At 63.2% G+C, this 21,810-nt stretch carries 24 protein-coding genes and 1 pseudogene; 10 read left to right on the top strand and 15 right to left on the bottom strand.

Features of this window, described 5'->3' with window-relative positions; all coding sequences use genetic code 11:
* Positions 1-15: 15 nt before the first annotated feature.
* The 8 genes from ACX80T_RS14190 to ACX80T_RS14225 form a co-directional block, all read right to left on the bottom strand.
* Positions 16-909, bottom strand: a complete 894-nt coding sequence (locus ACX80T_RS14190) for an ABC transporter ATP-binding protein (protein WP_459304736.1) — start codon at positions 907-909, stop codon at positions 16-18.
* Entirely contained in the window at positions 893-1,774 is an 882-nt protein-coding gene (locus ACX80T_RS14195; RefSeq protein WP_459304737.1) for an ABC transporter permease, read from the bottom strand. Before ACX80T_RS14195 ends, ACX80T_RS14190 begins: the two co-directional genes overlap by 17 nt.
* A 5-nt stretch (positions 1,775-1,779) precedes the next feature.
* Positions 1,780-3,486, bottom strand: coding sequence for a glycosyltransferase family 4 protein (locus tag ACX80T_RS14200; protein ID WP_459304738.1), 1,707 nt, complete (start codon positions 3,484-3,486; stop codon positions 1,780-1,782).
* 32 nt (positions 3,487-3,518) lie between these two features.
* Complete coding sequence (locus ACX80T_RS14205; RefSeq protein ID WP_459304739.1) at positions 3,519-4,718, bottom strand: glycosyltransferase family 4 protein; 1,200 nt, start codon at positions 4,716-4,718, stop codon at positions 3,519-3,521.
* On the bottom strand, positions 4,700-4,867 hold the full coding sequence (locus ACX80T_RS14210) for a hypothetical protein (RefSeq protein ID WP_459304740.1): 168 nt from the start codon (positions 4,865-4,867) through the stop codon (positions 4,700-4,702). The genes ACX80T_RS14205 and ACX80T_RS14210 overlap by 19 nt, the downstream gene beginning before the upstream one ends.
* Positions 4,868-4,923: 56 nt before the next feature.
* Positions 4,924-6,048 carry an S-layer homology domain-containing protein gene (locus tag ACX80T_RS14215; RefSeq protein ID WP_459304741.1) on the bottom strand — a complete coding sequence of 375 codons (1,125 nt, stop codon included), beginning with the start codon at positions 6,046-6,048 and terminating at the stop codon, positions 4,924-4,926.
* A gap of 116 nt (positions 6,049-6,164) precedes the next feature.
* A complete protein-coding gene (locus ACX80T_RS14220; protein WP_459304742.1) occupies positions 6,165-6,863 on the bottom strand; it encodes a hypothetical protein in 699 nt (232 codons plus the stop codon).
* A gap of 11 nt (positions 6,864-6,874) precedes the next feature.
* A complete protein-coding gene (locus ACX80T_RS14225) occupies positions 6,875-7,909 on the bottom strand; it encodes an LCP family protein (protein WP_459304743.1) in 1,035 nt (344 codons plus the stop codon).
* Positions 7,910-8,025: 116 nt separating this feature from the next.
* Here ACX80T_RS14225 and ACX80T_RS14230 point away from each other — a divergent pair, with 116 nt between their 5' ends.
* Together ACX80T_RS14230 and ACX80T_RS14235 are read left to right on the top strand one after the other, a co-directional pair.
* The gene (locus ACX80T_RS14230; RefSeq protein WP_459304744.1) at positions 8,026-8,502 is read left to right on the top strand and encodes a DUF3515 family protein; all 477 of its coding nucleotides are present in this window, start codon (positions 8,026-8,028) and stop codon (positions 8,500-8,502) included.
* Positions 8,502-9,425, top strand: a complete 924-nt coding sequence (locus tag ACX80T_RS14235; protein ID WP_459304791.1) for an aldose 1-epimerase family protein — start codon at positions 8,502-8,504, stop codon at positions 9,423-9,425. Before ACX80T_RS14230 ends, ACX80T_RS14235 begins: the two co-directional genes overlap by 1 nt.
* 49 nt (positions 9,426-9,474) lie before the next feature.
* On the opposite strand, the gene ACX80T_RS14240 is transcribed toward ACX80T_RS14235, so the two are convergent.
* Entirely contained in the window at positions 9,475-10,200 is a 726-nt protein-coding gene (locus tag ACX80T_RS14240; protein WP_459304745.1) for a CDP-alcohol phosphatidyltransferase family protein, read from the bottom strand.
* A gap of 17 nt (positions 10,201-10,217) precedes the next feature.
* Positions 10,218-10,652 carry an SRPBCC family protein gene (locus ACX80T_RS14245; RefSeq protein WP_116779066.1) on the bottom strand — a complete coding sequence of 145 codons (435 nt, stop codon included), beginning with the start codon at positions 10,650-10,652 and terminating at the stop codon, positions 10,218-10,220.
* A gap of 72 nt (positions 10,653-10,724) precedes the next feature.
* On the opposite strand from ACX80T_RS14245, the gene ACX80T_RS14250 reads away from it, so the two are divergent.
* From ACX80T_RS14250 to ACX80T_RS14270, 5 genes and pseudogenes are all read left to right on the top strand, one after another.
* Complete coding sequence (locus ACX80T_RS14250; protein ID WP_459304746.1) at positions 10,725-11,732, top strand: zinc-dependent alcohol dehydrogenase; 1,008 nt, start codon at positions 10,725-10,727, stop codon at positions 11,730-11,732.
* A gap of 50 nt (positions 11,733-11,782) precedes the next feature.
* Entirely contained in the window at positions 11,783-12,181 is a 399-nt protein-coding gene (locus ACX80T_RS14255; RefSeq protein ID WP_116779068.1) for a 6-pyruvoyl trahydropterin synthase family protein, read from the top strand.
* Positions 12,182-12,188: 7 nt separating this feature from the next.
* Positions 12,189-13,241, top strand: a complete 1,053-nt coding sequence (locus tag ACX80T_RS14260; RefSeq protein WP_459304747.1) for a glycosyltransferase family 4 protein — start codon at positions 12,189-12,191, stop codon at positions 13,239-13,241.
* The gene (locus ACX80T_RS14265) at positions 13,238-14,110 is read left to right on the top strand and encodes a hypothetical protein (RefSeq protein WP_459304749.1); all 873 of its coding nucleotides are present in this window, start codon (positions 13,238-13,240) and stop codon (positions 14,108-14,110) included. The genes ACX80T_RS14260 and ACX80T_RS14265 overlap by 4 nt, the downstream gene beginning before the upstream one ends.
* A gap of 53 nt (positions 14,111-14,163) precedes the next feature.
* Positions 14,164-14,658 (top strand): annotated as a pseudogene (locus ACX80T_RS14270) (lysylphosphatidylglycerol synthase domain-containing protein); the annotation flags it as partial.
* Between the two features lie 312 nt (positions 14,659-14,970).
* On the opposite strand, the gene ribA reads toward ACX80T_RS14270, so the two are convergent.
* Positions 14,971-16,383: a GTP cyclohydrolase II gene (gene ribA / locus ACX80T_RS14275; protein WP_459304750.1), complete on the bottom strand. Its 1,413-nt coding sequence runs from the start codon at positions 16,381-16,383 to the stop codon at positions 14,971-14,973.
* A gap of 288 nt (positions 16,384-16,671) precedes the next feature.
* Here ribA and ACX80T_RS14280 point away from each other — a divergent pair, with 288 nt between their 5' ends.
* A complete protein-coding gene (locus tag ACX80T_RS14280; protein ID WP_459304751.1) occupies positions 16,672-17,052 on the top strand; it encodes a hypothetical protein in 381 nt (126 codons plus the stop codon).
* On the opposite strand, the gene ACX80T_RS14285 is transcribed toward ACX80T_RS14280, so the two are convergent.
* Positions 16,997-18,115, bottom strand: a complete 1,119-nt coding sequence (locus ACX80T_RS14285) for a winged helix DNA-binding domain-containing protein (protein WP_459304752.1) — start codon at positions 18,113-18,115, stop codon at positions 16,997-16,999. The two genes, ACX80T_RS14280 and ACX80T_RS14285, sit on opposite strands and share 56 nt — an antisense overlap.
* A 23-nt stretch (positions 18,116-18,138) precedes the next feature.
* Complete coding sequence (gene heR, locus ACX80T_RS14290) at positions 18,139-18,942, bottom strand: heliorhodopsin HeR (RefSeq protein WP_459304753.1); 804 nt, start codon at positions 18,940-18,942, stop codon at positions 18,139-18,141.
* Between the two features lie 89 nt (positions 18,943-19,031).
* Between heR and ACX80T_RS14295 the strand changes: the two genes are divergently transcribed.
* Positions 19,032-19,937 (top strand): DMT family transporter, encoded by a 906-nt coding sequence (locus ACX80T_RS14295; RefSeq protein WP_459304754.1) that lies wholly within the window; start codon positions 19,032-19,034, stop codon positions 19,935-19,937.
* Between the two features lie 58 nt (positions 19,938-19,995).
* Here ACX80T_RS14295 and ACX80T_RS14300 read toward each other — a convergent pair whose 3' ends face one another.
* Entirely contained in the window at positions 19,996-20,565 is a 570-nt protein-coding gene (locus ACX80T_RS14300) for a HutD/Ves family protein (RefSeq protein ID WP_459304755.1), read from the bottom strand.
* Positions 20,562-21,413 (bottom strand): MurR/RpiR family transcriptional regulator, encoded by an 852-nt coding sequence (locus ACX80T_RS14305; RefSeq protein WP_459304756.1) that lies wholly within the window; start codon positions 21,411-21,413, stop codon positions 20,562-20,564. The genes ACX80T_RS14300 and ACX80T_RS14305 overlap by 4 nt, the downstream gene beginning before the upstream one ends.
* 111 nt (positions 21,414-21,524) lie before the next feature.
* Between ACX80T_RS14305 and ACX80T_RS14310 the strand changes: the two genes are divergently transcribed.
* Entirely contained in the window at positions 21,525-21,809 is a 285-nt protein-coding gene (locus ACX80T_RS14310) for a hypothetical protein (RefSeq protein WP_459304757.1), read from the top strand.
* Position 21,810: the final 1 nt, after the last annotated feature.

Here is a 21,810-nt window from a genome sequence, read left to right on the forward strand (position 1 = left end):
CAAGCGTAGACCTTGTCACCCGCGAACGCTCCTACGGCCAGTCTGCCGGTCAATAATTTGAGGTACAGGGAGTTGATGCATCAGGCGAAATTTTGTCTTGCGCGCGCTCGCCATATCGCCTTTCGTGAGCTGCTCAACGTGTGTTTTATACCATCGCGTTACGTAGGCCGGGTCACCATCGGTGACGACTTCACCATCATCGAGCCAAATAACGCGACTGCAGAGCTGTCGAATTGTGTCCAGGCTATGGCTTACGAGAAAGACGCACCCCGCGTTGGCCCGCAACTCCTCCATTTTGCGTTTTGTCCGACCCCTGAATTGGTCATCGCCCGTGTTAAGTGCCTCATCAATTAGGAGTATTTCTGTGTCGACAGCAGTTGAAATTGCAAACTGAAGGCGAGAGCCCATGCCGGAGGAATAGGTCTTCATGGGCAGGTGGATCGATCGTTCCAGACCAGAGATTTCTATAATCTCCTCATACTTTGACCTGATTTCTGCCCTTGACATCCCCATCGCGAGGCATCCCAACATGATGTTTTGTTCCCCTGAAAGGTCAGGGACGAGCGCTGCGCTGACCCCAAGCAAAGTCGGGCGAGATGAGGCGTAGATTGCTCCAGATGTCGGTGGGACACGCCCGTTGACAAGTTTCATCAACGTGCTCTTGCCCGATCCATTCCGCCCAATAATTCCAATAGATTCGCCTCGGTTAACTACTAGCGAAACATCTTTCAGTGCTTCGACTTTCACAGTCGGTTGTTTTCCAGTTAGGCGTCGGATGGAGCGCTGGACGAGGGGCACCCCACTTAGATCCTGTTTCTCGTCAGTCGGGACATCGTAGGTCATGCTGACGTTCGCCAACACCACCGATGGCAAATCTGGCAAGAACTCAAGTTCAGTCGTCGCGGCCATAACTCTCCTCTGCTCGCCAGAAAAATACGATTCCCACCGCAAGTATGCCGAATGCCCAAGCGGCCAGGATTGCCCAAGACTGCCAGGGAGATACCTGCGAATAGAGCACTGCGTCTCGTACGATGGTCAAAACTTGATAAAGCGGGTTCAATTCAATGATTCCCTTGACCGTTGGGTAGGGATCGAAAAGATTGATGGAAAACATCACGCAGGACGTATACAGCCAGATTCTCATTACAAATGAGATCACGTTCGAAACGTCGTAAACAGTGGCGACGATACGAGCCAAAATTAAGCCCAGACCAAAATTAAAGATTGCTTGCAAAAACACCACAGGAACAATGAGGATCCATAACAGCGTCACCTCTTCTCCTGGAGGTATAAGCAATATCAGAACCAACATTGTAATAATCACGGGTATTCCCGCAATAAGCTCCCTGACATTCACCGCCAGTAGCAAAGATGCCCTTGGGAATGCGAAGGCTTGGATCACTTTAGTATTCGCGGGTATGGCCCGAGCTCCCGTGGATATTGCCCGATTGCTCATTTGGAATAGAAACACACCGATTATGAGGTAGCCGATGAAATTTTCTATACCTCTCGAGGCGTCCAAAAGAACACCAAAAATTAGATAGAAGGTCAATCCGTTAAGCGCAGGGTTCAGAATCAACCAGACGCTGCCGAGGCGCTCCCGGCTATTGCCGGTCTGAACTCTCGCTCTTGCATCAAAGAATACAAAGTAACGGTAGTCCCACAGCGACACCAAATAGTCCAGAAAAGTTGGTTTCGCACCGACTCTAGTCAGCGTGCTTAAGTCCACCGAAACTGGGACTGTCTTGCGCCCGTGGGTTGTCTCAGAAGTCATTCTCTTCAGCTCCTCTCGGAGTAAGCATCTATTAGAGCGGATGAACTCTTCGCCCAAATCCGATCGGCCAATACCTCTCGCCGTCCTGCGACTCCCATTGCAGCTGGGTACGAGTCAGGGCGACCGCCGCCGCCGTCAAGGAGTTCCCTAATGCCGGATGCCAAAGAGGAGACATCACCAGCGGTCGTTAGAACCCCAGTGTCGGCCGAAACAATTTCGCGTAGCGCAGGCAGATCGCTGGCGACTACCGGCCTAGCGCAAGCCATCGCCTCGACAGGCTTGAGCGGAGTTACCGCCTGTGTCACTGCAAGATCCTTCCGCGGAACAACGAAGATATCGATTGCTTGGTGGTAAAGGCGTGCCTTGTCCCGCGGCACCCTGCCAGTGAAGACAACCAGATCGGAAATGCCGAGTTCCCTGGCCAGGGCCTTCAATGAGGGTAGGGCAACCCCATCCCCCACAATCAGACACCGCAGACCAGGGTAGGCCGGCACGAGAATCGCAAAGGCGCGCAACAGGTCATCAAGACCCTCATAATCGACGATGCTGCTCACTGTGCCGATACAGACGCCGGCCATAGGCAGCCCAAGAAGTTCGCGTGCATCGCCCGAGGCCATCGGCTCGTCGAGGTACTCATCACCCACGGCATTGGGGCACAGCAGAATGCTGCCGGGGTCCACTCCGTTGTCCACGATAACCTGCTTCATAACCTCGCCTAATGTCACCACCAGGCTGGCACTCTGCATAACCTGCGCTTCACTTTCAGTGAAAAGCTTATAGCGCTCGCTCTGCTTTACCGCATCCGACCGGCTCGACGCCCATGTGTCAGCGAGCTGGCCCCGCACCTCGTAGACCCAGGGAATCCCGAGAACCCGCGCGACTTCGCGGACCACCAACCCGTTTACAAAGTGAGTTGTGGTGTGTAACACCGCAGGTCGAACGTGTAATGCTAAGGCCAGCAGTTGCTCCGCCTGCTGCTGAAGCCTGGCATCAAAACCCTTCGCAAGTCGCCCAGGGAGCAACCGGTGGTACACAACTCCATCAATGAGATCGACGTCCGCGGCGAACAGTTTTCCCACCTGTACCGGATAGCCGACACGAGTGGCAGCATGAACGTGCCACCCGGCATCGTGCTGTGCCTTCAGGATTGAATGCGAACGTTGGGCGTAACCGCTACCGGTATGCGGCAGAGAGTTCGTAAGAACGTGCAGCACGGTGCGTGGAAGGGGGGCATACCCATTCACCGGGGTCAGCGTGGGCGTCCACCCCTCAAAAACCCTGCACTCAGAGGCAAGACGCTCCGCGGCGCTGAATCGGTCAGCAGCCTGAAGCGATTCAATCGCACCGCTCATGTCGCCGTCGTACCAGCGCCGTCGGGCAACTGTTCGACTAACATCCCGGGCACCGGAAACCTGCGCCAGAGTAATGAACTTGTCGGTCAACGCGGTGTATCCAGCCGCCAAAGCAACCTCAGCCAGCAACGCGGGCCGGGACGGCGGCTCACCTGCCTCAAGCGCGGCTTTCAGCACCTGCTCGGTGCGCGCCCTGTCCCCTTGGAGGTAGGACGTAATGGCCTGCACCAGAGGACCTCGCCCAACAACCGAGGCCACCCCCGCCCCGCGATCGACGACGCCGCTGGGCAGTATCCGCGAGACCTGTAGGAACAGCAGGAAGGGGTCATCACCCAGGTGCCGGAATACTGTGGCCCCCAACAATCGAGCATTGCGCAATATCGATAATGGCTTCACCGGTGAAGACCGCCGGCAACCTCAGCCAACAGGTCGATGTAGCTCTGCGCCAACGCCTCTACATCGGCGTTGTTCTCCACCCAGGCACGCCCGGCGCCGTTCACCTGAAGCAGCGATCGATCGGCCTGAAGGGATTTCCACATTTCAGCGAGTTCCACAGGCGAGGAGGTAACAACGTGGCCAGATTCCGCGTCTTCTAGAATTTTCCGCGCCTCGCCCAGCACAATGCCAGTGATGTGCCGGCCTAAAGACAGAACCTCATAGGTTTTGGAAGGAATGGTGGTCTCAAAGGACTTCCAGTCGTCCCTCAAAGACACAATGCAGCTATCGGACCGGTCATAAAACCCCATCACTTCAGGCCCATGGACCGGCTGATGAAATTCGACAGGTGCCTTCAACTCCTGTGCCAGATGCATCAGGTCGGCGCGCTGCACTCCGTTGCCCACCATGGTAAGACGCATTCGCTTACCGACAAGGGCGGCCGCCCTGATCGGTACATCCAGTCGTTGGCTTTCTCCATGGTTGCCGAGGTAAAGCACTTCAAGCCGGTCTGACTCCATCGGGCGTGGCGGAAGTTTGTCCAGAGTATGAAGATCGACCCCGTTGCTCACAGTTGCGACGTTCTTCAGGCCACGGTCACGCAGAGTGCGAGCGAATCCGTGGGTGACAGTCACCACCAGTTCAGCCCGGTCCTGGATGGCCATAATGATTCGCTCGACTACCCCTTTGGCGCTGCCCTGAACGAGCCGCGCATCCCGAGCGATGTCCGGCCAGGCATCCCGCATATCGACAACGAGCGGTCGTTTCAGGATCCGAGAGACAACATAGCCGGCCCCGAGGATAGGAAGGCTGGGCACAGTGACGACAACGACGTCGGGCCGCTTGGCCATCAATGCTGCTGGCACAGTGCAGGCCGCCGAAAACAAGTGGTTGCCTAACCGGCCCAGGCGAGTGTTGCGATGCCAAAGGAACGGAACCCTACGGATACGTTCTCCATATTCCCCCAAGGAACAGAGGAAGGGCCTTCCAGCCACGCTGCGGGGCAGCGTTCGTCGGCCGTGAGGCGCATGCGCCACGGGAGCAACTACATCGATATCCCATCCCGCGGCGCGGAAGGAACGAATGAACTGTGTCCACCTTCTCTGCGGCGGACTGTGCTCCGGGGCATAAGAATGCGTCAGCAATAAGATACGCAACGTACACCCCCAAAGTGTCTAGGTTGCTTCGTGTCAATCAGGATCAGGATCAGGATCAGGATCAGGATCAGGATCAGGATCAGGATCAGGATCAGGATCAGGATCAGGATCAGGATCAGGATCAGGATCAGGATCAGGATCAGGATCAAGTGTAGACCTCGGGCAACCATTCCCCTGTTCCGGTGTCATTTCGCATGATATGAGCCTAGGACTGCGTGTTAATCATTAGGGCATACCGCATCATAAAGGCGGCCATGGCGTCACGATTGATCGCGGCATAGGGCTTGAAGGTGCTCGTTCCGTCAGCCGAGGTCCACCCTCTGCTGATGCCAGTGGACGCCAGCCAGGAAATCTGTTTGAAGTAGACGTTGTCCGTTGGCACGTCTTCAAACGGCGCAGCCGCGGTGTCCTCAAGGGCACCCCGATCGGCAAACCGGTAGAGGAAGACAGCCATAGCGTCACGAGCCACCGGGCTCAGCGGCCGGAAGATCCGGGAACCATCATCTTGGGGCCAACCGGTGCTGATTTTTTCGGCAGCTAGCCAGGCGATCTCCTTGTAGTACACGTTGTCCGTTGGCACATCAGCGAACGGTGAAATTGCCGGTGGCGTGTACTCCGGGGATCCAGCCAGTCGATAGATGAACACTGCCATCGCGTCCCTCGCGATGGGTGTCACCGGTCGGAAGGTTGCTGTCCCGTCACGTCCAGTCCAGCCTGTGCTGATGCCAGTGGACGCTAACCACGAGATCTCCTCGGAGAACTGCAGCGTCGGCGGAACATCATTAAAAGACCGGGCAGGGAATGCGGTGGTGCTCGGCGCGACAACCGATGCGCCGGCTTCGACAGTCACTATCTGAGCCGAAGTTTTGAGGACCTTGCCGGGAACCCACTGAGACGCACCCGTAACCGACGACTCATCAGGTCGAGGATCATCAAGGTAGAGCCGGTAGGCACCAGGTTCAAGCGCTTCAAAGGTGTAAGTACCGTCAACCACCAGTTGCGACTCCACCGCAAGGGGCGTATCAGCGCAGGGGCCTTCGGTGGGAGGCGGCACGATAGGTTGCAGCTGCCCGGTGGACGGCGAGACACCAGGCTCCGAGTTCGTAACAGGAGCGGGAAGCGCATAAACACAGAGCTGATCGTCCGAACCCAAACCAAGCACCGTGCCAGTGACCTGACCGAAATCGTCAGTTGCAGAAACCGGGGAAACCCCCACACCCATCATCAGGCTTGAGACGACGAGGCCCGAGAAAACAGCGGTGGTCCGCCGATTGGCGCTTCGTTGAATCGATGACTGATTGCCTGGACGCGCCGATTCGGCACTGGTCATACTGTCTCCCCTACAGATACGAATGATCGATTCATCGTATGGGTGAGATCCCGGCTAAATGGGACGTAAGGGGCTATTAAGGCGAAGCGTAATCAAAACGTCACTCGCGAAACGGGCTATTTTCCCGGTTTTGGACCAGCGGTATTCCCGCCCCGAAGCTTCGCGTAATAGAGGACACCCAGGCCAACAAGACCAATGATTACCAGGCCCCTGGTGATCGGGCTGGAGCCAATTGAGGTCTCCTCAGACGCGGCGCTGGCATCGACAACGGCTGCCTCACTTGGGGAAGGCGAGGGCGACGGCGTTGCTGAGCGGGTCGGCGATGGTGTCGGTTCAGGGGACTCAGACTCTTCAGGCTCAGCCGACTCGGATTCCTCTGGTGACGGCGTCTCGTCCGGTTCCTCGGTCTCCTCATTCAGGTCCACCACAGCGCCGGTCTCCGCAATCCAACGGAAATCCGTATAGAAGAAGTTCGATCGATCGATGAGATTGCCGGTGCCCGGTTCGATCAGATAACCCGTGGGTGGATGGATCAGGTAACCAGTGGTTGGGTCGATCGTGAAGCCGGTGGCTGGATCAGTCGCCGGAGGCGGGGGTTCAGGCGCTGGCTCCGGTTCTGGCTCAGGCTCCGGTGCGGGGGCAGGCGCCGGTGCTGGAGGATTAGTTGTGGGCGCTGGTGCGGGCGGCGGGGCCGGCTCGGTCGTCGGCACCGGCAACGGCGGCTCTTCCGTGGCGTGGACCGCGCCCACACCCGCTCCAACAGTGAGCGAGGCCGCGGCTAGACCGGCGAGAGCACGGCGCATCAATAATCCCATGGGTCCTAATTCTACGATGCAGCGGTCTGGAGATAGTCACCCAGGGTGTCGTTGTCCAGCGCTTCGGCAATGTCCGCGATTGCGGCGTCGTCCTTCAGAATAATCGACTGGCCATCCGCGGAGGTGCCGATTCCCAGGTTCGGCAACGTGAAGAATTGCACATCGTCGCCACGAATATTCCGCAACGAGAGCGCCAATCCGCCGGCGGTCGAGGCGTCCAGACCCTCGTCAACACTCAGGTATGGGGATGCCTGAGCGACAATTTCGTTGATCTTGAGCGGATTGGTGAGTGTTTCCGCGGTCAGAAACTTGGACATGATCGCCTTAATGAACAACTGCTGGTTCTTCACCCGTTGGTAGTCGCCGTCAGTGAAGGCGTACCGCTCACGGACAAACTTCAACGCCGACTCGCCCCGCAGATTGATCTCGCCCTGGTCGAAGAATTCGCCGTCGGCACCGCGTGACTGGAACGCGATCTCATTATTGACCGTGACCCCGCCCAACGCGTTAGTTAGCCCGGTGAACCCCTCAAAATCGATGATGGCGACGTGGTCGATGGGCGCATCGAACATGCCCTCAAGCGTCTGCACCAGCAGCGGCACTCCCCCAAATGCTGTGGCCGCGTTGATCTTGTGCTCGCCATAGCCGGGAATGTCAGTCCAGGTATCGCGCATGATCGACATGACGTACACACCCTCACGGTTGGCGGGAATGTGCATCAGCATCATGGTGTCCGAGCGGCCTGCATTCGGCACGCCGGGCAGGTTTTCGGTTTCGCCGCTGCCGCCGTTCTCGTCACTGCCGAGCAGGAGGATATTGCGGGCCTCCTCTGCGACCGGAGACCGGGTGGGTCGGTCGGTGGTTTCGGGGAAGACCTCCTCGATGGTCTCGGTCTGTGTGTTGTACGTATTCGCGAGGTTGAATAAATACCCGCCGGCAACGAGGCCGGCCACCAGAACCAAGGCGAGCGCCGCGATGAGCACAATGCGTACCGGACGCTTCTTGCGAGCGCTCCGCTCGACGGGTTCTTCAAGATAGTTTGACACGACTGGTTTCCCCTGACATGAGACAGCTCCCCATCCTAACCATCAACCGTGGGAAGAAGCTGGGAGGCGCAACCAGAAGGATCGGCCGGCGGTGTCGTGACTACTAAACTGGCACCATGCGTGTCTCCCGCCTCTCAGCCCCGCTCGCCGTCGTCGCCCTTGGCCTGACGGCGTGTTCGCCGATCGTTGGTGTGGAGGCAGCCGCCGACGCCGCCAACCCCGAGTGCGCGTCGGTCATGGTGTCGCTGCCTGACCTCGTTGCCGAGAACGAGCTGCGCGAAACCAACAGCCAGGCGACCGCGGCGTGGGGCGACCCCTCGCAGGTGGTCCTCCGGTGCGGCGTCGCCGTTCCCGGCCCAACCACCGATGCCTGCGCGTCAGTGAACGGCGTCGACTGGATCATCCAGGAAGAGGAAGAGGTCTGGCGAGCCACCACCTACGGCCGCGACCCGGCGGTGGAAGTGCTGTTCGACCCGAACGAAGTGCCGTCGAGCACCATCCTGGTTGACCTGGGTACGGCCGTCTCATTGGTCGAGCAGGATTCCGAATGTCTCAGCGTCGACGACGAACTGGAACTACCCGAAGGCTCATGATGAATCACGCCGCCCCCACTCCCCTGTCCGGACGCCAGCTGCACCTGACCCACGGTGAGTACAGCGCCGTCGTCGCCAGTGTGGGAGCGTCGCTGCGTGAACTGCGGTTCGGCGGACGCGACCTGATCCGCTCCTACGACGCCGACGAGATCCGCCCCAATTACCGCGGCGCAATCCTGGCCCCGTGGCCCAACCGGGTGGTCGACGGTACCTACACGTTCGACGGCGCCACCCACCAGCTCAGCCTCACCGAACCCGAGCGTAGTCATGCCCTGCACGGGCTCCTCGCCTGGGAGGACTGGGAGACTGCCGACCAGAGCGACTCCTCCGTCCGGCTCCGCGCGACAGTGGTTCCGCAGGAGGGCTACCCATTCCGGCTTACCCTTGAGACCACGTATACGCTCGACGACGACGGGCTCACCACCACGGTAACCGCCACGAACACCGGGCCCGACGCCGCCCCCTACGGCGTGGCACCCCACCCCTATCTGGTGGCCGGCGGCGGACTGGTGGATGAATGGACCCTGACCATTCCCGCCGACACCGTCCTGGAAGTAACTGAGGACCGGCTCATCCCCACCACCCTGGCCGACGTGTCCGGCGACTTCGACTTCCGTACGCCGCGACGGGTCAACGACACGTTCCTCGACCATGCCTTCACCGGCGTCCAATACGACGACGGCGCCGCCACGGTTTCCGTGACCGGTCCGGATGGGCACGGCGCAGCGGTCTCGTTTGGTAGCGGCTGCCCGTGGGTGCAGGTCCATACCGCAGACCTGCCCAAGGATCCGGCCGGTAGCAGGCGGGGACTCGCCGTCGAACCGATGACCTGCCCGCCGGATGCGTTCAACTCGGGCACCGACCTGGTGGTGCTGCAGCCCGGTGCTGATCACACGGTGAGCTGGCGGATCCACTCGGTCTGAGGGGCTTTGCTTGCTGGTTCTGGCGTTGAGATGAGGGCTGGACCAGGGGTCAGTGGCGCGTGACGGACCGGGCAGCCGACCGCTCGAGGGCCACCACGTCCCGGCCAAAGGACACCCCCAGCAACAGCAGGGAAGCGGCCGCCACCGGGACCGCGAGCGCGATGGGAGTCACCGGGACCAAGATGATTGCCAGCACCACACCCTGGGTGGCGGCGACGACCCGCCGGAAGCTGCTGAACTCCAGTTCGCTTCTGAGCGCAGGGCGCACCCAGGACGCCGCGACATAGAGGTACCTCATCAGCCCAATCAGCAACGCCCACCAGCCGACGGTCAGTGCTACCGGTATCGACAGCACCAACAGCAGGATTGCGTCGGTTTCCATGTCCAGGCGAGCGCCAGCCTTGGTGGCTGTGCCGGTGCGCCGGGCCACGGCTCCATCTACGGCGTCCAGCAGCACAGCGGTCGCCGCCAACAGCACCAGCCACCAGGACCTGGTGGGCACAGTCCCCCACAACGACAGCACCACGATGGTTGCGCACCCGCCCGCGAGCACCGCGCGGAACAGCGTGACCCGGTCGGCCGGGCCGGAATAGGACGGCCGACGGCGCACCACGCTGAGCGCCGCTACGGTCACCAGCGTGAGCCCGGCAACAACCGCCGCGAGGTTGGTGACGTTGTGGGAATCGTTCAGGGCTAGCAGCGTGATGCCGACGCCGATGGAGCCCACGACAGCGCCTGACGCATCGAACAGGGCACGCCTGCTGACTTGAGCCACTGGCCTACCTGCCGGAACTAGACGAGCGAGTTCAATTTGTCGCGCAGCCCGTTCAGCGCCGGGTCGCGCAGCGTGTTGAAGGCCGGCTTCAGGAAAGGCTGGGCAATCCGCCGGAATCCGTTGAGCTGGAACTCGGCCGTGTATGTGACATCGCTGCCCGAACCGGAGGGGACGACGTCGATCGAGTCGAACGAGACCAGCGTCTTGTTTTCGCCGCGCAGCTTGATGTGACCCTCGCGCAGTTCGGTCACCTCATACCCGATGGACTGGCGCTTGCCGCGGAATTCAGCTTCTGCATGGTACCGGTGGCCCACGGCTACCGGGCCGATGGAGCGCTTCTCCACCACTGGCGTGCCCGGATCCCATTCGCTGGTGTTCTCGAACTCTTTCAGGAAGGCGAAAGCCCGTGCGGGTGAGAGGGGCGTGCTGATGGTTCCCTTGACAGTAATCATCTGCCCAGTCTACTGATGAGCTGTGCCAACAAGCTGGGGTGCGTCCGCCAGGCTGCAGGGCATAATCGAGTTATGTCTTGCACCTCCTCCGAGCACAGCCAGTCGTACTGGACCACCCGGCCCGGACACGGCGAACTCCGCACCGCTCCCCTGCCCAAACGGGAGACCGAGCAGGCACTGGTTCGTACCCTCTATTCCGGGATCAGCCGGGGCACCGAGACGCTGGTCCACGACGGCCGCATCCCTCCCGGGGTGGCAGCCCTCATGGAGGCCCCCTTCCAGGAGGGCACCTTCGGAGGCCCGGTGAAGTATGGCTACCTCTCGGTCGGCGTCGTCGAGGAAGGACCCGAGTCGCTGGTGGGCCAGCGGGTGTTCTGCCTCTACCCGCACCAGGACCGCTATGTGGTCCCGGTGTCCGCTCTGACGGTGATTCCCGACGACGTCCCCAGCGAGCGCGCCGTGCTGGCGGGCGCCGTCGAGACCGCGGTCAACGCCCTGTGGGATGCACGGCCCTGCATGGGCGACCGGATCGCCGTCGTCGGCGGTGGCATGATCGGCGCCGCACTCGCGACGCTGCTGCGCCGGTTCCCGCTGGGACGCCTCCAGCTGGTGGACCCGGATCCCTCCCGCGCCGCGCTCGCAGCGGAGCTGGGCGTGGACTGGGTGCATCCCGACGACGCGGCCGGCAACTGCGACATTGTGTTCCACTGCTCCTCCACAGCGGCCGGCCTGTCCCTGGGGCTGGGCCTGCTCGGCGACGAGGGTGAAGTGATCGAAATGTCCTGGTACGGCACCCGCTCCCCTGAGGTGCCGCTGGGAGCCGACTTCCACGCGCGTCGGCTGAGCATCAGAGCTAGCCAGGTGGGGACCATCGCCGCCCCGCGTCGCGCCCGCCGCACCCATCAGGATCGGCTCGCCACCGCCCTGGACGCGTTGAAGGACCCGGCGTTTGATGCGCTCCTCAGCGGCACCTCGCCGTTTGAGGACCTGCCGAACGTGATGCGGGACCTTTCCAGCGGCACTCTGGCCGCGCTGTGCCATGTGATTGCCTACCCTGGCGCCGACGAACCGGCCACCTAAGCCCTCCGCACCGCGCACTGTCCTCACCTCACCACGACCACAGGAGACCCATGTACCGTCTGACCGTCCGCGACCACGTGATGATCGCCCACAGCCTTCCCGACCCGTTCTTTGGCCCAGCCCAGGGACTGCACGGCGCCACACTGGTGGTGGAGGTGACCTGGCGGCGTCGGGAACTGACCCAACACGCCGTCGTGATCGACATCGGCGAGGCGACCGCGATGCTCGGCGAGGTGCTGGACGGGCTGCGGTACAAGAACCTTGACGAGCACCCTGACTTTGCCGGTGTCCTCTCCACCACCGAAGCCGTGGCCCGCTACATCGCCGACCAGCTGAGCACGCGCTTCGACACCGCGCCCTTCGCCGGGCTGGACGTGGTGCTCCGCGAACACCCCGATGCGTGGGCGGGCTACTCGGTGGAGTTCGACTCAGCCGACGTCCAGGGCTAACTCCGGTATGGAGTTGGGTCTGGTAATTCCAGGCGGCCTGCCCGGACCGAGTGGCGGCAGCATCTATAACGACCAGCTGGCCGCCGCGCTGGGTGAGGCCGGGCACCGCGTCACCATGACACCGATCCGTGGTGACTGGCCCAATGGTTCGCCGGCCGATCACCAGAAGCTCGCCGAGGCACTCGGGAAGACATCCGGCAAAACGGACGGCCCGGTGCTGGTCGACGGGCTGATGGCGTCGGCGGCCCCCGAGGCGATCCGGTCAGCGGTCGACGCCGGCGGTACCGTCTGGGTGCTGCTGCACCTGCCGCTCCCCGCTGAGACCGGTCTGACAGATCAGGAGATGAAGGCTTTCGCTGCCTCCGAGGAAGCGGCCCTCCGACACGCCTCCGGGGTGATCTGCACCAGCCAGTGGGCCCGGGACGACCTGATCCGGCGCTATGGGTTGGACCAGGTCCACGTGGTACCTCCCGGCACCGAACCGGCGGCGGTCGCGGCGGGCAGCGCCCCGCCGCACCTGGTGATGCTCGGATCGCTCACGCCCCGAAAAAACCATTCAATGGTGCTGTCGGCGCTCGCCGACCTTGCCGACCTGCCGTGGACCGCTTCCCTGGTGGGCGGTGCCAGCCCGCAGGGCAGCACCCACGTCGCCATGCTTCACGATCGGGCCGCCGCCTTCGAACCGGGTCGCATCACCATCCCGGGCGTACTCCAGGGGCCAGCGCTCGACGCCGAATGGGCACGGTCTGATCTGCTGCTGTTACCGTCGCTGGCGGAAACCTTTGGGATGGTGGTCACCGAGGGTCTGGCCCGCGGCATCCCCGGCGTGGTGGGACGGGGCACCGGGGCCGTCGAAGCCCTCACCGGTGGCACGGCAGGTCAGGTGCCGGGCGCCGTCGTCGACCCCCACGATCCGCAGGAACTGGCTGCGGTGCTGCGGGACTGGCTCACCGACTCGTCGCTGCGCCAGTCCTGGCGGGCCGCCGCGCTCAGCCGCCGCGATACACTGCCGACATGGGTCAACACAGCGACAACGCTCCTGGAAATCATTCACCCGTGACCGACGCCGACGCACCGCGCCCGATTGCCAGCGACTGGCTCTCCCTGCGCCGTCCCGCCGACGAAGCCGCCCGACAGGCAAGCCTTCCCCTCCTCAGGGAGTTACAGGCTTTCCTGGCCCCGGGCACGGCGCCCACCGATGCAGAGGTGAATGATGCTGACGACCAGGCGGTCCGGATCTTCGACCTCGGTGCTGGCACCGGAGCCAACCAGGCATGGCTGGCACCGCACCTCCACATGCCGCAGCACTGGACGCTCATCGACCATGACCCGGATCTGCTGGAACTCACAATGGGTGCACCCGCGATCGACGGCGTGATCGGCACCGAGGCAGTGGTAGCCGGCATCGAAGACCTGGGAGAAATCCTCGACGCCGATCCCCAAGCCTCCCGGCAGCGGTTTGTCACCTGCTCGGCCCTGCTGGATCTGCTGACGCCGGACCAGCTGGAGACCCTCTGCTCGGCACTGGTCGAATCCCAGACAGCAGCACTGTTCAGTCTGAGCGTCACCGGCACCATGACGATCGAGTCTGCGGATCCGCTGGATGCCGCCCTCAACGACGCGTTCAACCAGCACCAAAACCGTGGCGGCCGGGCCGGGGCACGGGGCGTTGACCTGACGGAGCAGTTCCTGACCAAGGCCGGCTTCACCGTCACCACCGTCGACACGCCGTGGGATCTGACCGGGGATCACTCGGAGCTGATCACACGGTTCCTGAACGACCGGGCGGACGCCGTCCTCGAGGAGGAACCAGGCCTCGCCGGGGACGTCAGCCAGTGGCTGGAACGGCGATCCGAGCAGGCCGCCGACGGCACGCTGCAGCTGACGATCGGCCACCGGGACCTGCTGGCCCTGCCACCCCGACCATGACGATTCAGCCGTGACGATTTCAACAGTGATACCCCGACCATGACTCCTGTGCCGTGAGACGCCGCAGCTGGCTCGCACTCCTCCAGGCCCTCTGCGCCGCTGCCCTGATCTACTACCTGGTAATGGTCTTCGGCACCGGACCCTTCACCGCCGGGCTGGGAGCTTTGACAGCCCCCTCGGTCGCCGCCGCGCTGGCCCTCGGCCTGATCGGGACGGCAGCCCAGGCCCAACGGTGGCGGCTGGTCTCCAGCGGATTCCAGATGCACCTCCCCCGCGGCGGCGCAATCGCCCAGTGCTACGAAGCATCATTCCTCAACGCCATCCTCCCCGGCGGCCTGGCGGGGGACGCCATCCGCACCGCCCGGCAACGGTCGGCTCACCGGTCCAGCTGGCTCAGCAGTATCGGCTCGGTGTTGGGTGAACGCCTCGCCGGCACGGTGGTTGTGCTCCTCGCTGCTGCTGCAGCGCTGCTCGCCGCTGACTGGCGGCTTGCCGGCGTCGTCGCCCTGGGTGCCGTGCTGGTAATGCTCGCCGCCCGACCATCACTGCGACGCCTGCCCAACCGGACCGTCGCCGCGGTGTGGGCGCTCTCGGTGCTCGGCTGGGCCTCGTTTGCGGCCCTGTTCGCCGTCTCGGCCGCGCTGACCGCACCCAACCTGGCAGTGGCCGACGTCGTCGGGCTGGCTGCGATCAGCCTGGCCGGAATGTCCATTCCCCTGAGCCTGGGTGGTTGGGGTCCGCGGGAGGGTGTCACAGCGCTGGCGTTCATGATGTTTGGCTATTCGGGCGCGCTGGGGATTGAGGTGTCGGTGGGCTACGGACTGCTGGCCCTGGTGTCGGTGCTACCGGGCGCCGCGCTGCTACTGGTGCTGGATGTCCGCGGGTTCCTTGGCGACCGGGGCGGGAACGGCAGCCGAAAAGTCGAACTCCGTGCAGATGTCCCTGCCAAACTCGAAACGCCGCACCGGAGCGGAGAGGGCGTCTGACAAGGCGTCGCTGCCGGTGAACCGGATGCCCGGGACGCCGTCGCCGACCAGGATCGGTGCACAGGTCAGGTACAGCCGGTCGAGCGCACTGGCTTCCAGGAAGCGTGACACGGTGTGCCCGCCGCCTTCCACCAGGACCCTCGGGAATCCGCGGTCCGCCAGCAGGTCGAGCAGACGACGTGGTTCAAAGTCCTCGGCGGCCAGGCGTCGGACGATCACATGTTCGGCGAGGCCGATCGGGATACCCGCCTCGAGGCCGACCAGCCACAGGGTGGGTGCTGCGCCGTCGGTCAGGACGGCGGATGCGTGCGGGATGCGGCCGCTCGGATCGAGGACGACCCGGACGGGATTGGGTCCCTCGACCGCCCGGACCGTGAGAAGGCAGTCATCGGCGGTGACCGTTGAGGCACCGATGACGACAGCATCCACGAGGGCCCGCAGCCGGTGCAGGTGCTCCCGGTCTTCAGTGCCCGTGACGAAACGGGCGTCGCCGGTGCGCGACGCGATGAATCCGTCCAGGCTCTGGCCCAGCTGACCGATCACAAGTCGGCCGTCGGGACGGGTTGCCTGGACCAGCGGTCCGTACCGGGTGAGCAGTTCAGCTGCCAGGCCGTGCACTGACCCCTGTGGGACTGTTCCTTCGGTGAGGTGACGCCAGACATCCTGGACCGGTTCGCCGTCGTGCCTCATCCTGGCGCGCTTGGTGGCGATATAGCCAGCGTTCTCGGGGCGTTGGGCGATGTTGAGCCCGCTGCGTGCCATGACGGTGATCCCGCCGCTCTCGAGTGCCTCCTGCTTGGCCGGATTGGAGGAGAGCAGGCGGATGCGTGTGACGCCGAGGTCGAGGAGAATTTCGGTGCTCTGCTGATAGTCGCGCGAGTCCACCGGGAGGCCCAGCGAGGTGTTGGCGTCAACGGTGTCGGCGCCCTGGTCCTGCAGGGCGTAGGCGCGGAGTTTCTCAAGCAGGCCGATCCCCCTGCCCTCGTGGCCCCGGACATAGATCACGACGCCGGTGCCTTCTTCGCTGATGCGCTGAAGCGAGGCATCGAGTTGTTCACCGCAGTCGCAGCGATAGGAGCCGAGCGCGTCGCCGGTGAGGCACTCGGAATGCACCCGGACCAACGGGACGGACCCCGCAATGTCGCCCTGCACCAACGCGACATGCTCGTTATTCTCGGAATCGCGATATCCGACCATCCGGAATACGCCGTGACGGGTTGGTAACACCGTCTCGACAACACGTTCTACCTGTGAGGCGCCCCAGCCGGGAGCCGAATTGATCGACATAAATCCACAATAGGCGACTTGGCGGACCTGTCATCCCTAGACGCAACATCCACCGGTGAGCCCATCCCCAGATTCAGCACAAACGGGCCCAGATCGGTTACAGTCATATAAAGAAAGCATGCTGACTATTGAAGGGTCCTGCCGGACTCGCTATGGTCGGAGGCAGGAACCGGCTGGGCATTCGGGACGTTGACCCCAATAGCTAAGCCATCCGGCAACAACTGATCATGCCGGTGATGTACGACGGTCAGCCCGCTGGGGTGCTGACTCAACTCGACGTAAGGCAGCATGGAATCGAAACGGCCATCACCGGACACTGGACGCCGCCTGGCACGGTCCTACGCAGCACAGGCAGGCAGCCTGGCGATCCGCGCTGACGCCCCCGAATTTCCGACGGCTTCGCGGATTCAGCGTGGCCGGAACGAGACCCCCGAAAGGCGACTTTCCGGTCTGGAGGCGTTGCGCAATCCGCTGGTGCAGGCAGTCATGGACGCCCGCGAGTTGTGCGAACGAACCGCAGAGGCTCCGCTCGACCCTGTGGCTTCGAGTGCGGTTGGCAGCGCACCCGTCATCGGAACCCCAACCTTTGGACAGTTGCTGCTCTGCGCGGCGGTCAAGGATCTTGAAGAACTCGACGACCGGCTGTACCAGGCACGCCTGCGCAGCTGAAGCTCTGGTAGGAGTGTTCCGCTCTGAGGAGGGCGCGCTCCTCCTGTGCCGTCAGCGGCTCGAACGGGTCGACGAGGAGGGCGCCGGACCGGTCCGCGGACCTGCGCCAGGTGCCGGTGACCCGGCCGTTCACCACCACGGTTGGCTTAAATACCCCATTGCCGCCCGGGACGATGGCCTGCGCGTACTCAGGCCGGAGCACCGGTGTGCGGTCCTGATAGCCGATCACGTACTCGTCGAAGGCCGGCAGCAGGACCAGTCCCGGAGCGGGAGGTGGGTCCCCTGAACGGTCCGCAGCCATCCAATAGGTGGTGTCATCATAGGTCAGCTCTGTCAGCTGGTCGCGGGCCAGCGCCAACCCGATCTTCGCGTCGGCAACGGTCAACTTGGACCACCAGACAAAGTCCCGCAGTGTTGCTGGACCGTGTCCGGTGAAGTACCCGAGAACAAACCGGCCCAGCGCTTCGTCACGCTCCGGCTGGCCCGTATCCGGCACCCATTCATCGAGGAGCACCAGCGCCTGCTGGGTGCCGGCAGGCGGCCCCCAGCAGAGTGTGCCGGTCTGCGCGAGATACCAGATCAGGTGGTAGCCGCGTTGGTTGGCCGTATCGATGCCTGCCTCATTGAGCGCGGCGAGGAACTCGTTGCGGACCAATTGCCCGCCGCCCGCCAGCACCGTCATGGCCACATTGCGCGCGTTCTCAAACGTCGTTTGGTCAAGCCCCAGCGCCCGATGCCGGGTGGCCGCGCCAGCGAGCAGCCGGTGGGTGGTGAGCCCGAGTATCCAGCGAAGATCGGTCGGCAACACAAAATGCAGGGTCCCGCGCATTGGCCACGACCGCACAATGTCACCGCGTTGGAGCGCCGAGAAGGCGTCATCACGGGTTGAGCCCGGCGACCGCAGACCAATGGCCCACAGTGCCTGGTTAAAGTCCTGCGCCTGCATCGCCACCAGACGCTCGACGACGTCCCGGACAGCCGGCTTGGCGTCGTCGTCGTCGCGGATCAACTGGGCGGCCAGGCGGTACTGCAGCAGCCGCTTCCGGTCCACCACGTTGCTCATCGCGCCCAGGGTCGGTCAGCCGGTCAGCCGGTCAGCGCCGGGATGATGGCGCCCGAGAATACTTGCCAGGCGAGAGCGGTCTTGGCAATGAGGCTGAGCGTGATGTACACCCGTTCGCCGAAGAGGTAGTCGCGCCACGGCCCCACCTGGCGGTACTGGAGCCACTGGTTGATCGCGAACGTGTTGAAGAAAAGGAACAGCGAGATGATGATGCCGTAGACGAAAGCGGGCGGCTCAACCGTGCTGGTAGACCCGGGAGACAGGAAATAGATCAGGATGGCGATCCACGGCACCAACCCGACCAGGGACCCGAGGGTGAAAGGCAGGAAATTGCCGCTGCCGGGCTCCTCGTATTTTTCCTGCAGGGCTCCAAACCCGATCATCGCCGCATTGGCGGCGAACAGGGAAATGAGTGCGGCGACGTCGGAGATCCCCGTCGTTTGGGCAATCAGCCAGATCATCACCGACGAGCTGAGCGCGTACTCGACCCAGCGAAAGTAGTTGCGGTTTGCCCTCAGCCCGGCCCCGTAGCGCGGGAAGAACACCGGCGATGCGACGGCAAAATGGAACAGCGCGGACAGCGCCAGGAACAGGACCACTCCGGCACCAACATTCACTGCGAAGAGATCCACCCGCTCAGGCGGTAGCGGGAAACCGGGCGGGCCCGCCAGATAATCGGCGGTCACACCGAAGGTGACCTGGGTATCCAGCATGGCAAGGATGATCCCAAAGACGATGGCCTGCACAAGGTGCAGGGCCCCAGCCACAAGGTTGTACGGGCGAAGACGACGAATGCTGTCGTCCGGTGTGCGGGTTGCGCGCGCCATGGGGATCTCCTCAACCAGTGGACGTTCACCGTCTGTGGTGATCACGGTAACACTTACAGATTTCCAGTGGGGATGAATAGCCTTGGGGAATGCGCACTGCCTCCGATCTTGGACTGGTCTTCCGGTTCGGCTTCCTCGCCATCGCCTGGGGGTGCAGCTTCCTCTTCATCAAGATTGCCCTCGAAGGTTTGTCCCCCAGCCAAGTCGTGCTGGGGCGTCTGGTGCTCGGGGCGCTTACCCTCGGGGTCGTGGTGCTGGTGGGTCGGCATCGGCTGCCGCGCGACCTCACCGTGTGGTTACACCTCGTCATGGTGTCCTTATTTCTCTGCGTAATTCCGTTCAGCCTGTTCGCCCTGGCGGAGACCCAGATTTCGTCCGGCCTGGCAAGCATCTTCAACGCCACCACGCCGCTCCTGACCGCCCTGATTGCGTTCGCCGCCCTTCCCAGAGAGCGGCTCGATGCTTTCTCCACCGCCGGGATCCTGCTGGGATTCGCCGGTGTGGCAGTTGTGGTGGGCATCTGGAACGTCGACGCGCGCGACGGCCAACTGGTGGGATCGCTCCTCTGCCTCGGTGCCACCACCTGTTATGGCATTGCGTTTGTGTGGCTGCGCCGATTCATCAGTCCACTGGGCCTCCCCGCTGCGCCGGTGGCATTTCTGCAGGTGGGGCTGGGCGCCGTCGTCGTGCTCCTTGCCGCGCCGTTCATTTCACTGACCCCCATCACCTTGACCTCACGGGTGATGATTTCGATGCTGGCGCTTGGCGCGTTGAGCACCGGGCTGGCGTATTTATGGAACACGCAAGTCGTGGCCGGTTGGGGCGCTACGGCGGCGTCGTCGGTCACGTACCTCACCCCGGTGGTTGGCGTGATTGCCGGAACCTTGGTGCTCGGTGAATCCCCGTCATGGAACCAGCCAGTGGGCGGGTTTATCATCATTGCCGGGGTCGCCCTGAGCAGACAACGCGAGCTGCGGGCCGCGCTGCGGCGCTGAGTGGGGTGGTTTTAGGCTGTTCCGTAGTGACGGCGGGCTCACTCCGTCGCCAGCGGGTTCAGTGGGGTGAGATCGAAGCGAGGGCTACCTGGGCGTAGCCGGTGACATCGGCACCTCCGTCCCCCATCAGCACTGCATCATGCGGCTGCAGGAGCCGGCCCTCGAATCTGAGCCGACCCGACAACAGGACGACGACGGTGTGACCCGCCGCGGTGCCCACAAGATCGTCTCCGATCATCTCCCCATACCGCAGATCCCCGGAGAACGCCTCACGCCGGATCATCAGGTTTAAGTCAAGGGTCGGACCGGTAACGTCCACCGCCGCGACGTCGTTTTCACCCCTGAAATGGTGCACGTCGTACTGGCGAAGGGTGACCGGATTTCCGTTGTCGACCAGCGCCAATCCCTGGGGCGACAACGCCATCAGCGACCGGCTCACCCCGGGAAATGAAGAAAAGCCGCCATCCCGGTCAACGGTGGCGATACTGAGCCGCCAATCAAAGGCGGAGCTGCCCGCGGTTGGGGCAGCGCCGTCGTCGGGCATCACCACCACCTCGGCTGTGTAGCCGCCGCCGTTCTTCCATGTCACCTGCTGGCGCGCTGACGCGGGCAGGAGGAGGGCGCTCATTGCTGGGTGTGGGCCCAGCGCTCGACCAGCTCCTCGTGGGCCGTGAGCAATTCCTGGGTGCGGAGCGGATTACGGGCGGCGAGGGCGTCCAGCAGCGAGCTGGAGAGGACGACGGCGGCCGCGTGGGAGTCGAAGACGAGGTCGGTGCCGACCGGCGCGACCAGGAGGACATCGACGTCGTCGGCAAACGGTACGAGCGGGCTGTCGACGATCGCGACCGTGGCCATGCCGAGCGACCGGGCCTGCGCCAACGCCCGTACCGTCGCCGCGGGATACCGGGGCATCACGAACGCCAGCACCGCGGTGGCGCCGTTCCGGTGCAGCTGCAGGATCGCGTCATCCATCGACGCCGCGTCCGACAGGACATGGACATCCGGTAACACCCGGCGGGCGAAATAGCCGAGGTACTCTGCGAGCGCCGCCGAGACCCGCAGACCGATGATTCCGAGCGGCTGGGAGCCCGCCAGAAGGTCGACGGCGCGCTGCATCTGCTCGCTGGCGACCGTGCGTTCCAGGGCGCCGATGTTCTGCTGCTCGAATTCGAGGATGGTGGGCCGCTCCACCCCCTCGCCGTTCAGCGCAGCGGACTTGCCGCGCACGATGTCGCGAATGGCGCTGCGGAATTCGGGATATCCGGGGTAGCCGAGGGCGGTGGCCAGCCGGGTGACGGTGGGCTGGCTGACTCCTGCCGCCTCGGCCACGTCGATGGTCGAGGCGAACGCCACATCCGGCAGGGAGGCAAGCATGTACTGGATCACACGCCTCTGGGTAGGTGAGACCCGATGCTGATGGGCCAGGTTCACCAGCCAGTCATGAGCGCGGTCAGCCGATGATTGGTCGCTCAGCACGGTCGGCCCCCGGTTTCGGTAACGTCTTTGTTTGGTGATCCCGCTCACTATGAATAGCATGATACACAGTCGAATCATGTGCATGAAACAATTCAATCTGGGGAGGTTTGGATGTCGTTGCAGGCTCAGCGCGAAATCTGGTTGAGGTTCCTCCCCGACCCGGATATCGATTCGCTGCAGCAGACGCGCCCAGAGATCACCGGCCGCCTCTCCCCCGAAACGCTGTCCGCGCAGCTCGGCGACATTGTCAGCGGGAAGAAGACCGGCCGCGAATCCGACGACGAGCGGATCCTGTTCTGGCACCGCGGCCTGTCCATCCTCGACGTCGCCGTGGCGCACCTGATCCTCACCAAGGCGGAGCACGCCGATACCGGAACCATGCTGAGGTACCGGTAAC

This window comes from Arthrobacter sp. Sr33 (assembly GCF_054511195.1).

Excerpts from the sequence above, each read along its gene's own strand:
- ACX80T_RS14235 (WP_459304791.1), top strand. The coding sequence starts at position 8,502 with ATGAATCACGCCGCCCCCACTCCCCTGTCCGGACGCCAGCTGCACCTG.
- ACX80T_RS14215 (WP_459304741.1), bottom strand. The coding sequence starts at position 6,048 with ATGACCAGTGCCGAATCGGCGCGTCCAGGCAATCAGTCATCGATTCAA.
- ACX80T_RS14245 (WP_116779066.1), bottom strand. The coding sequence starts at position 10,652 with ATGATTACTGTCAAGGGAACCATCAGCACGCCCCTCTCACCCGCACGG.
- ACX80T_RS14195 (WP_459304737.1), bottom strand. The coding sequence starts at position 1,774 with ATGACTTCTGAGACAACCCACGGGCGCAAGACAGTCCCAGTTTCGGTG.
- ACX80T_RS14285 (WP_459304752.1), bottom strand. The coding sequence starts at position 18,115 with ATGAGCAACGTGGTGGACCGGAAGCGGCTGCTGCAGTACCGCCTGGCC.
- ACX80T_RS14190 (WP_459304736.1), bottom strand. The coding sequence starts at position 909 with ATGGCCGCGACGACTGAACTTGAGTTCTTGCCAGATTTGCCATCGGTG.
- ACX80T_RS14300 (WP_459304755.1), bottom strand. The coding sequence starts at position 20,565 with ATGAGCGCCCTCCTCCTGCCCGCGTCAGCGCGCCAGCAGGTGACATGG.
- heR (WP_459304753.1), bottom strand. The coding sequence starts at position 18,942 with ATGGCGCGCGCAACCCGCACACCGGACGACAGCATTCGTCGTCTTCGC.
- ACX80T_RS14255 (WP_116779068.1), top strand. The coding sequence starts at position 11,783 with ATGTACCGTCTGACCGTCCGCGACCACGTGATGATCGCCCACAGCCTT.
- ACX80T_RS14250 (WP_459304746.1), top strand. The coding sequence starts at position 10,725 with ATGTCTTGCACCTCCTCCGAGCACAGCCAGTCGTACTGGACCACCCGG.
- ACX80T_RS14280 (WP_459304751.1), top strand. The coding sequence starts at position 16,672 with ATGGAATCGAAACGGCCATCACCGGACACTGGACGCCGCCTGGCACGG.
- ACX80T_RS14220 (WP_459304742.1), bottom strand. The coding sequence starts at position 6,863 with ATGGGATTATTGATGCGCCGTGCTCTCGCCGGTCTAGCCGCGGCCTCG.
- ACX80T_RS14260 (WP_459304747.1), top strand. The coding sequence starts at position 12,189 with ATGGAGTTGGGTCTGGTAATTCCAGGCGGCCTGCCCGGACCGAGTGGC.
- ribA (WP_459304750.1), bottom strand. The coding sequence starts at position 16,383 with ATGTCGATCAATTCGGCTCCCGGCTGGGGCGCCTCACAGGTAGAACGT.
- ACX80T_RS14230 (WP_459304744.1), top strand. The coding sequence starts at position 8,026 with ATGCGTGTCTCCCGCCTCTCAGCCCCGCTCGCCGTCGTCGCCCTTGGC.
- ACX80T_RS14295 (WP_459304754.1), top strand. The coding sequence starts at position 19,032 with ATGCGCACTGCCTCCGATCTTGGACTGGTCTTCCGGTTCGGCTTCCTC.
- ACX80T_RS14310 (WP_459304757.1), top strand. The coding sequence starts at position 21,525 with ATGTCGTTGCAGGCTCAGCGCGAAATCTGGTTGAGGTTCCTCCCCGAC.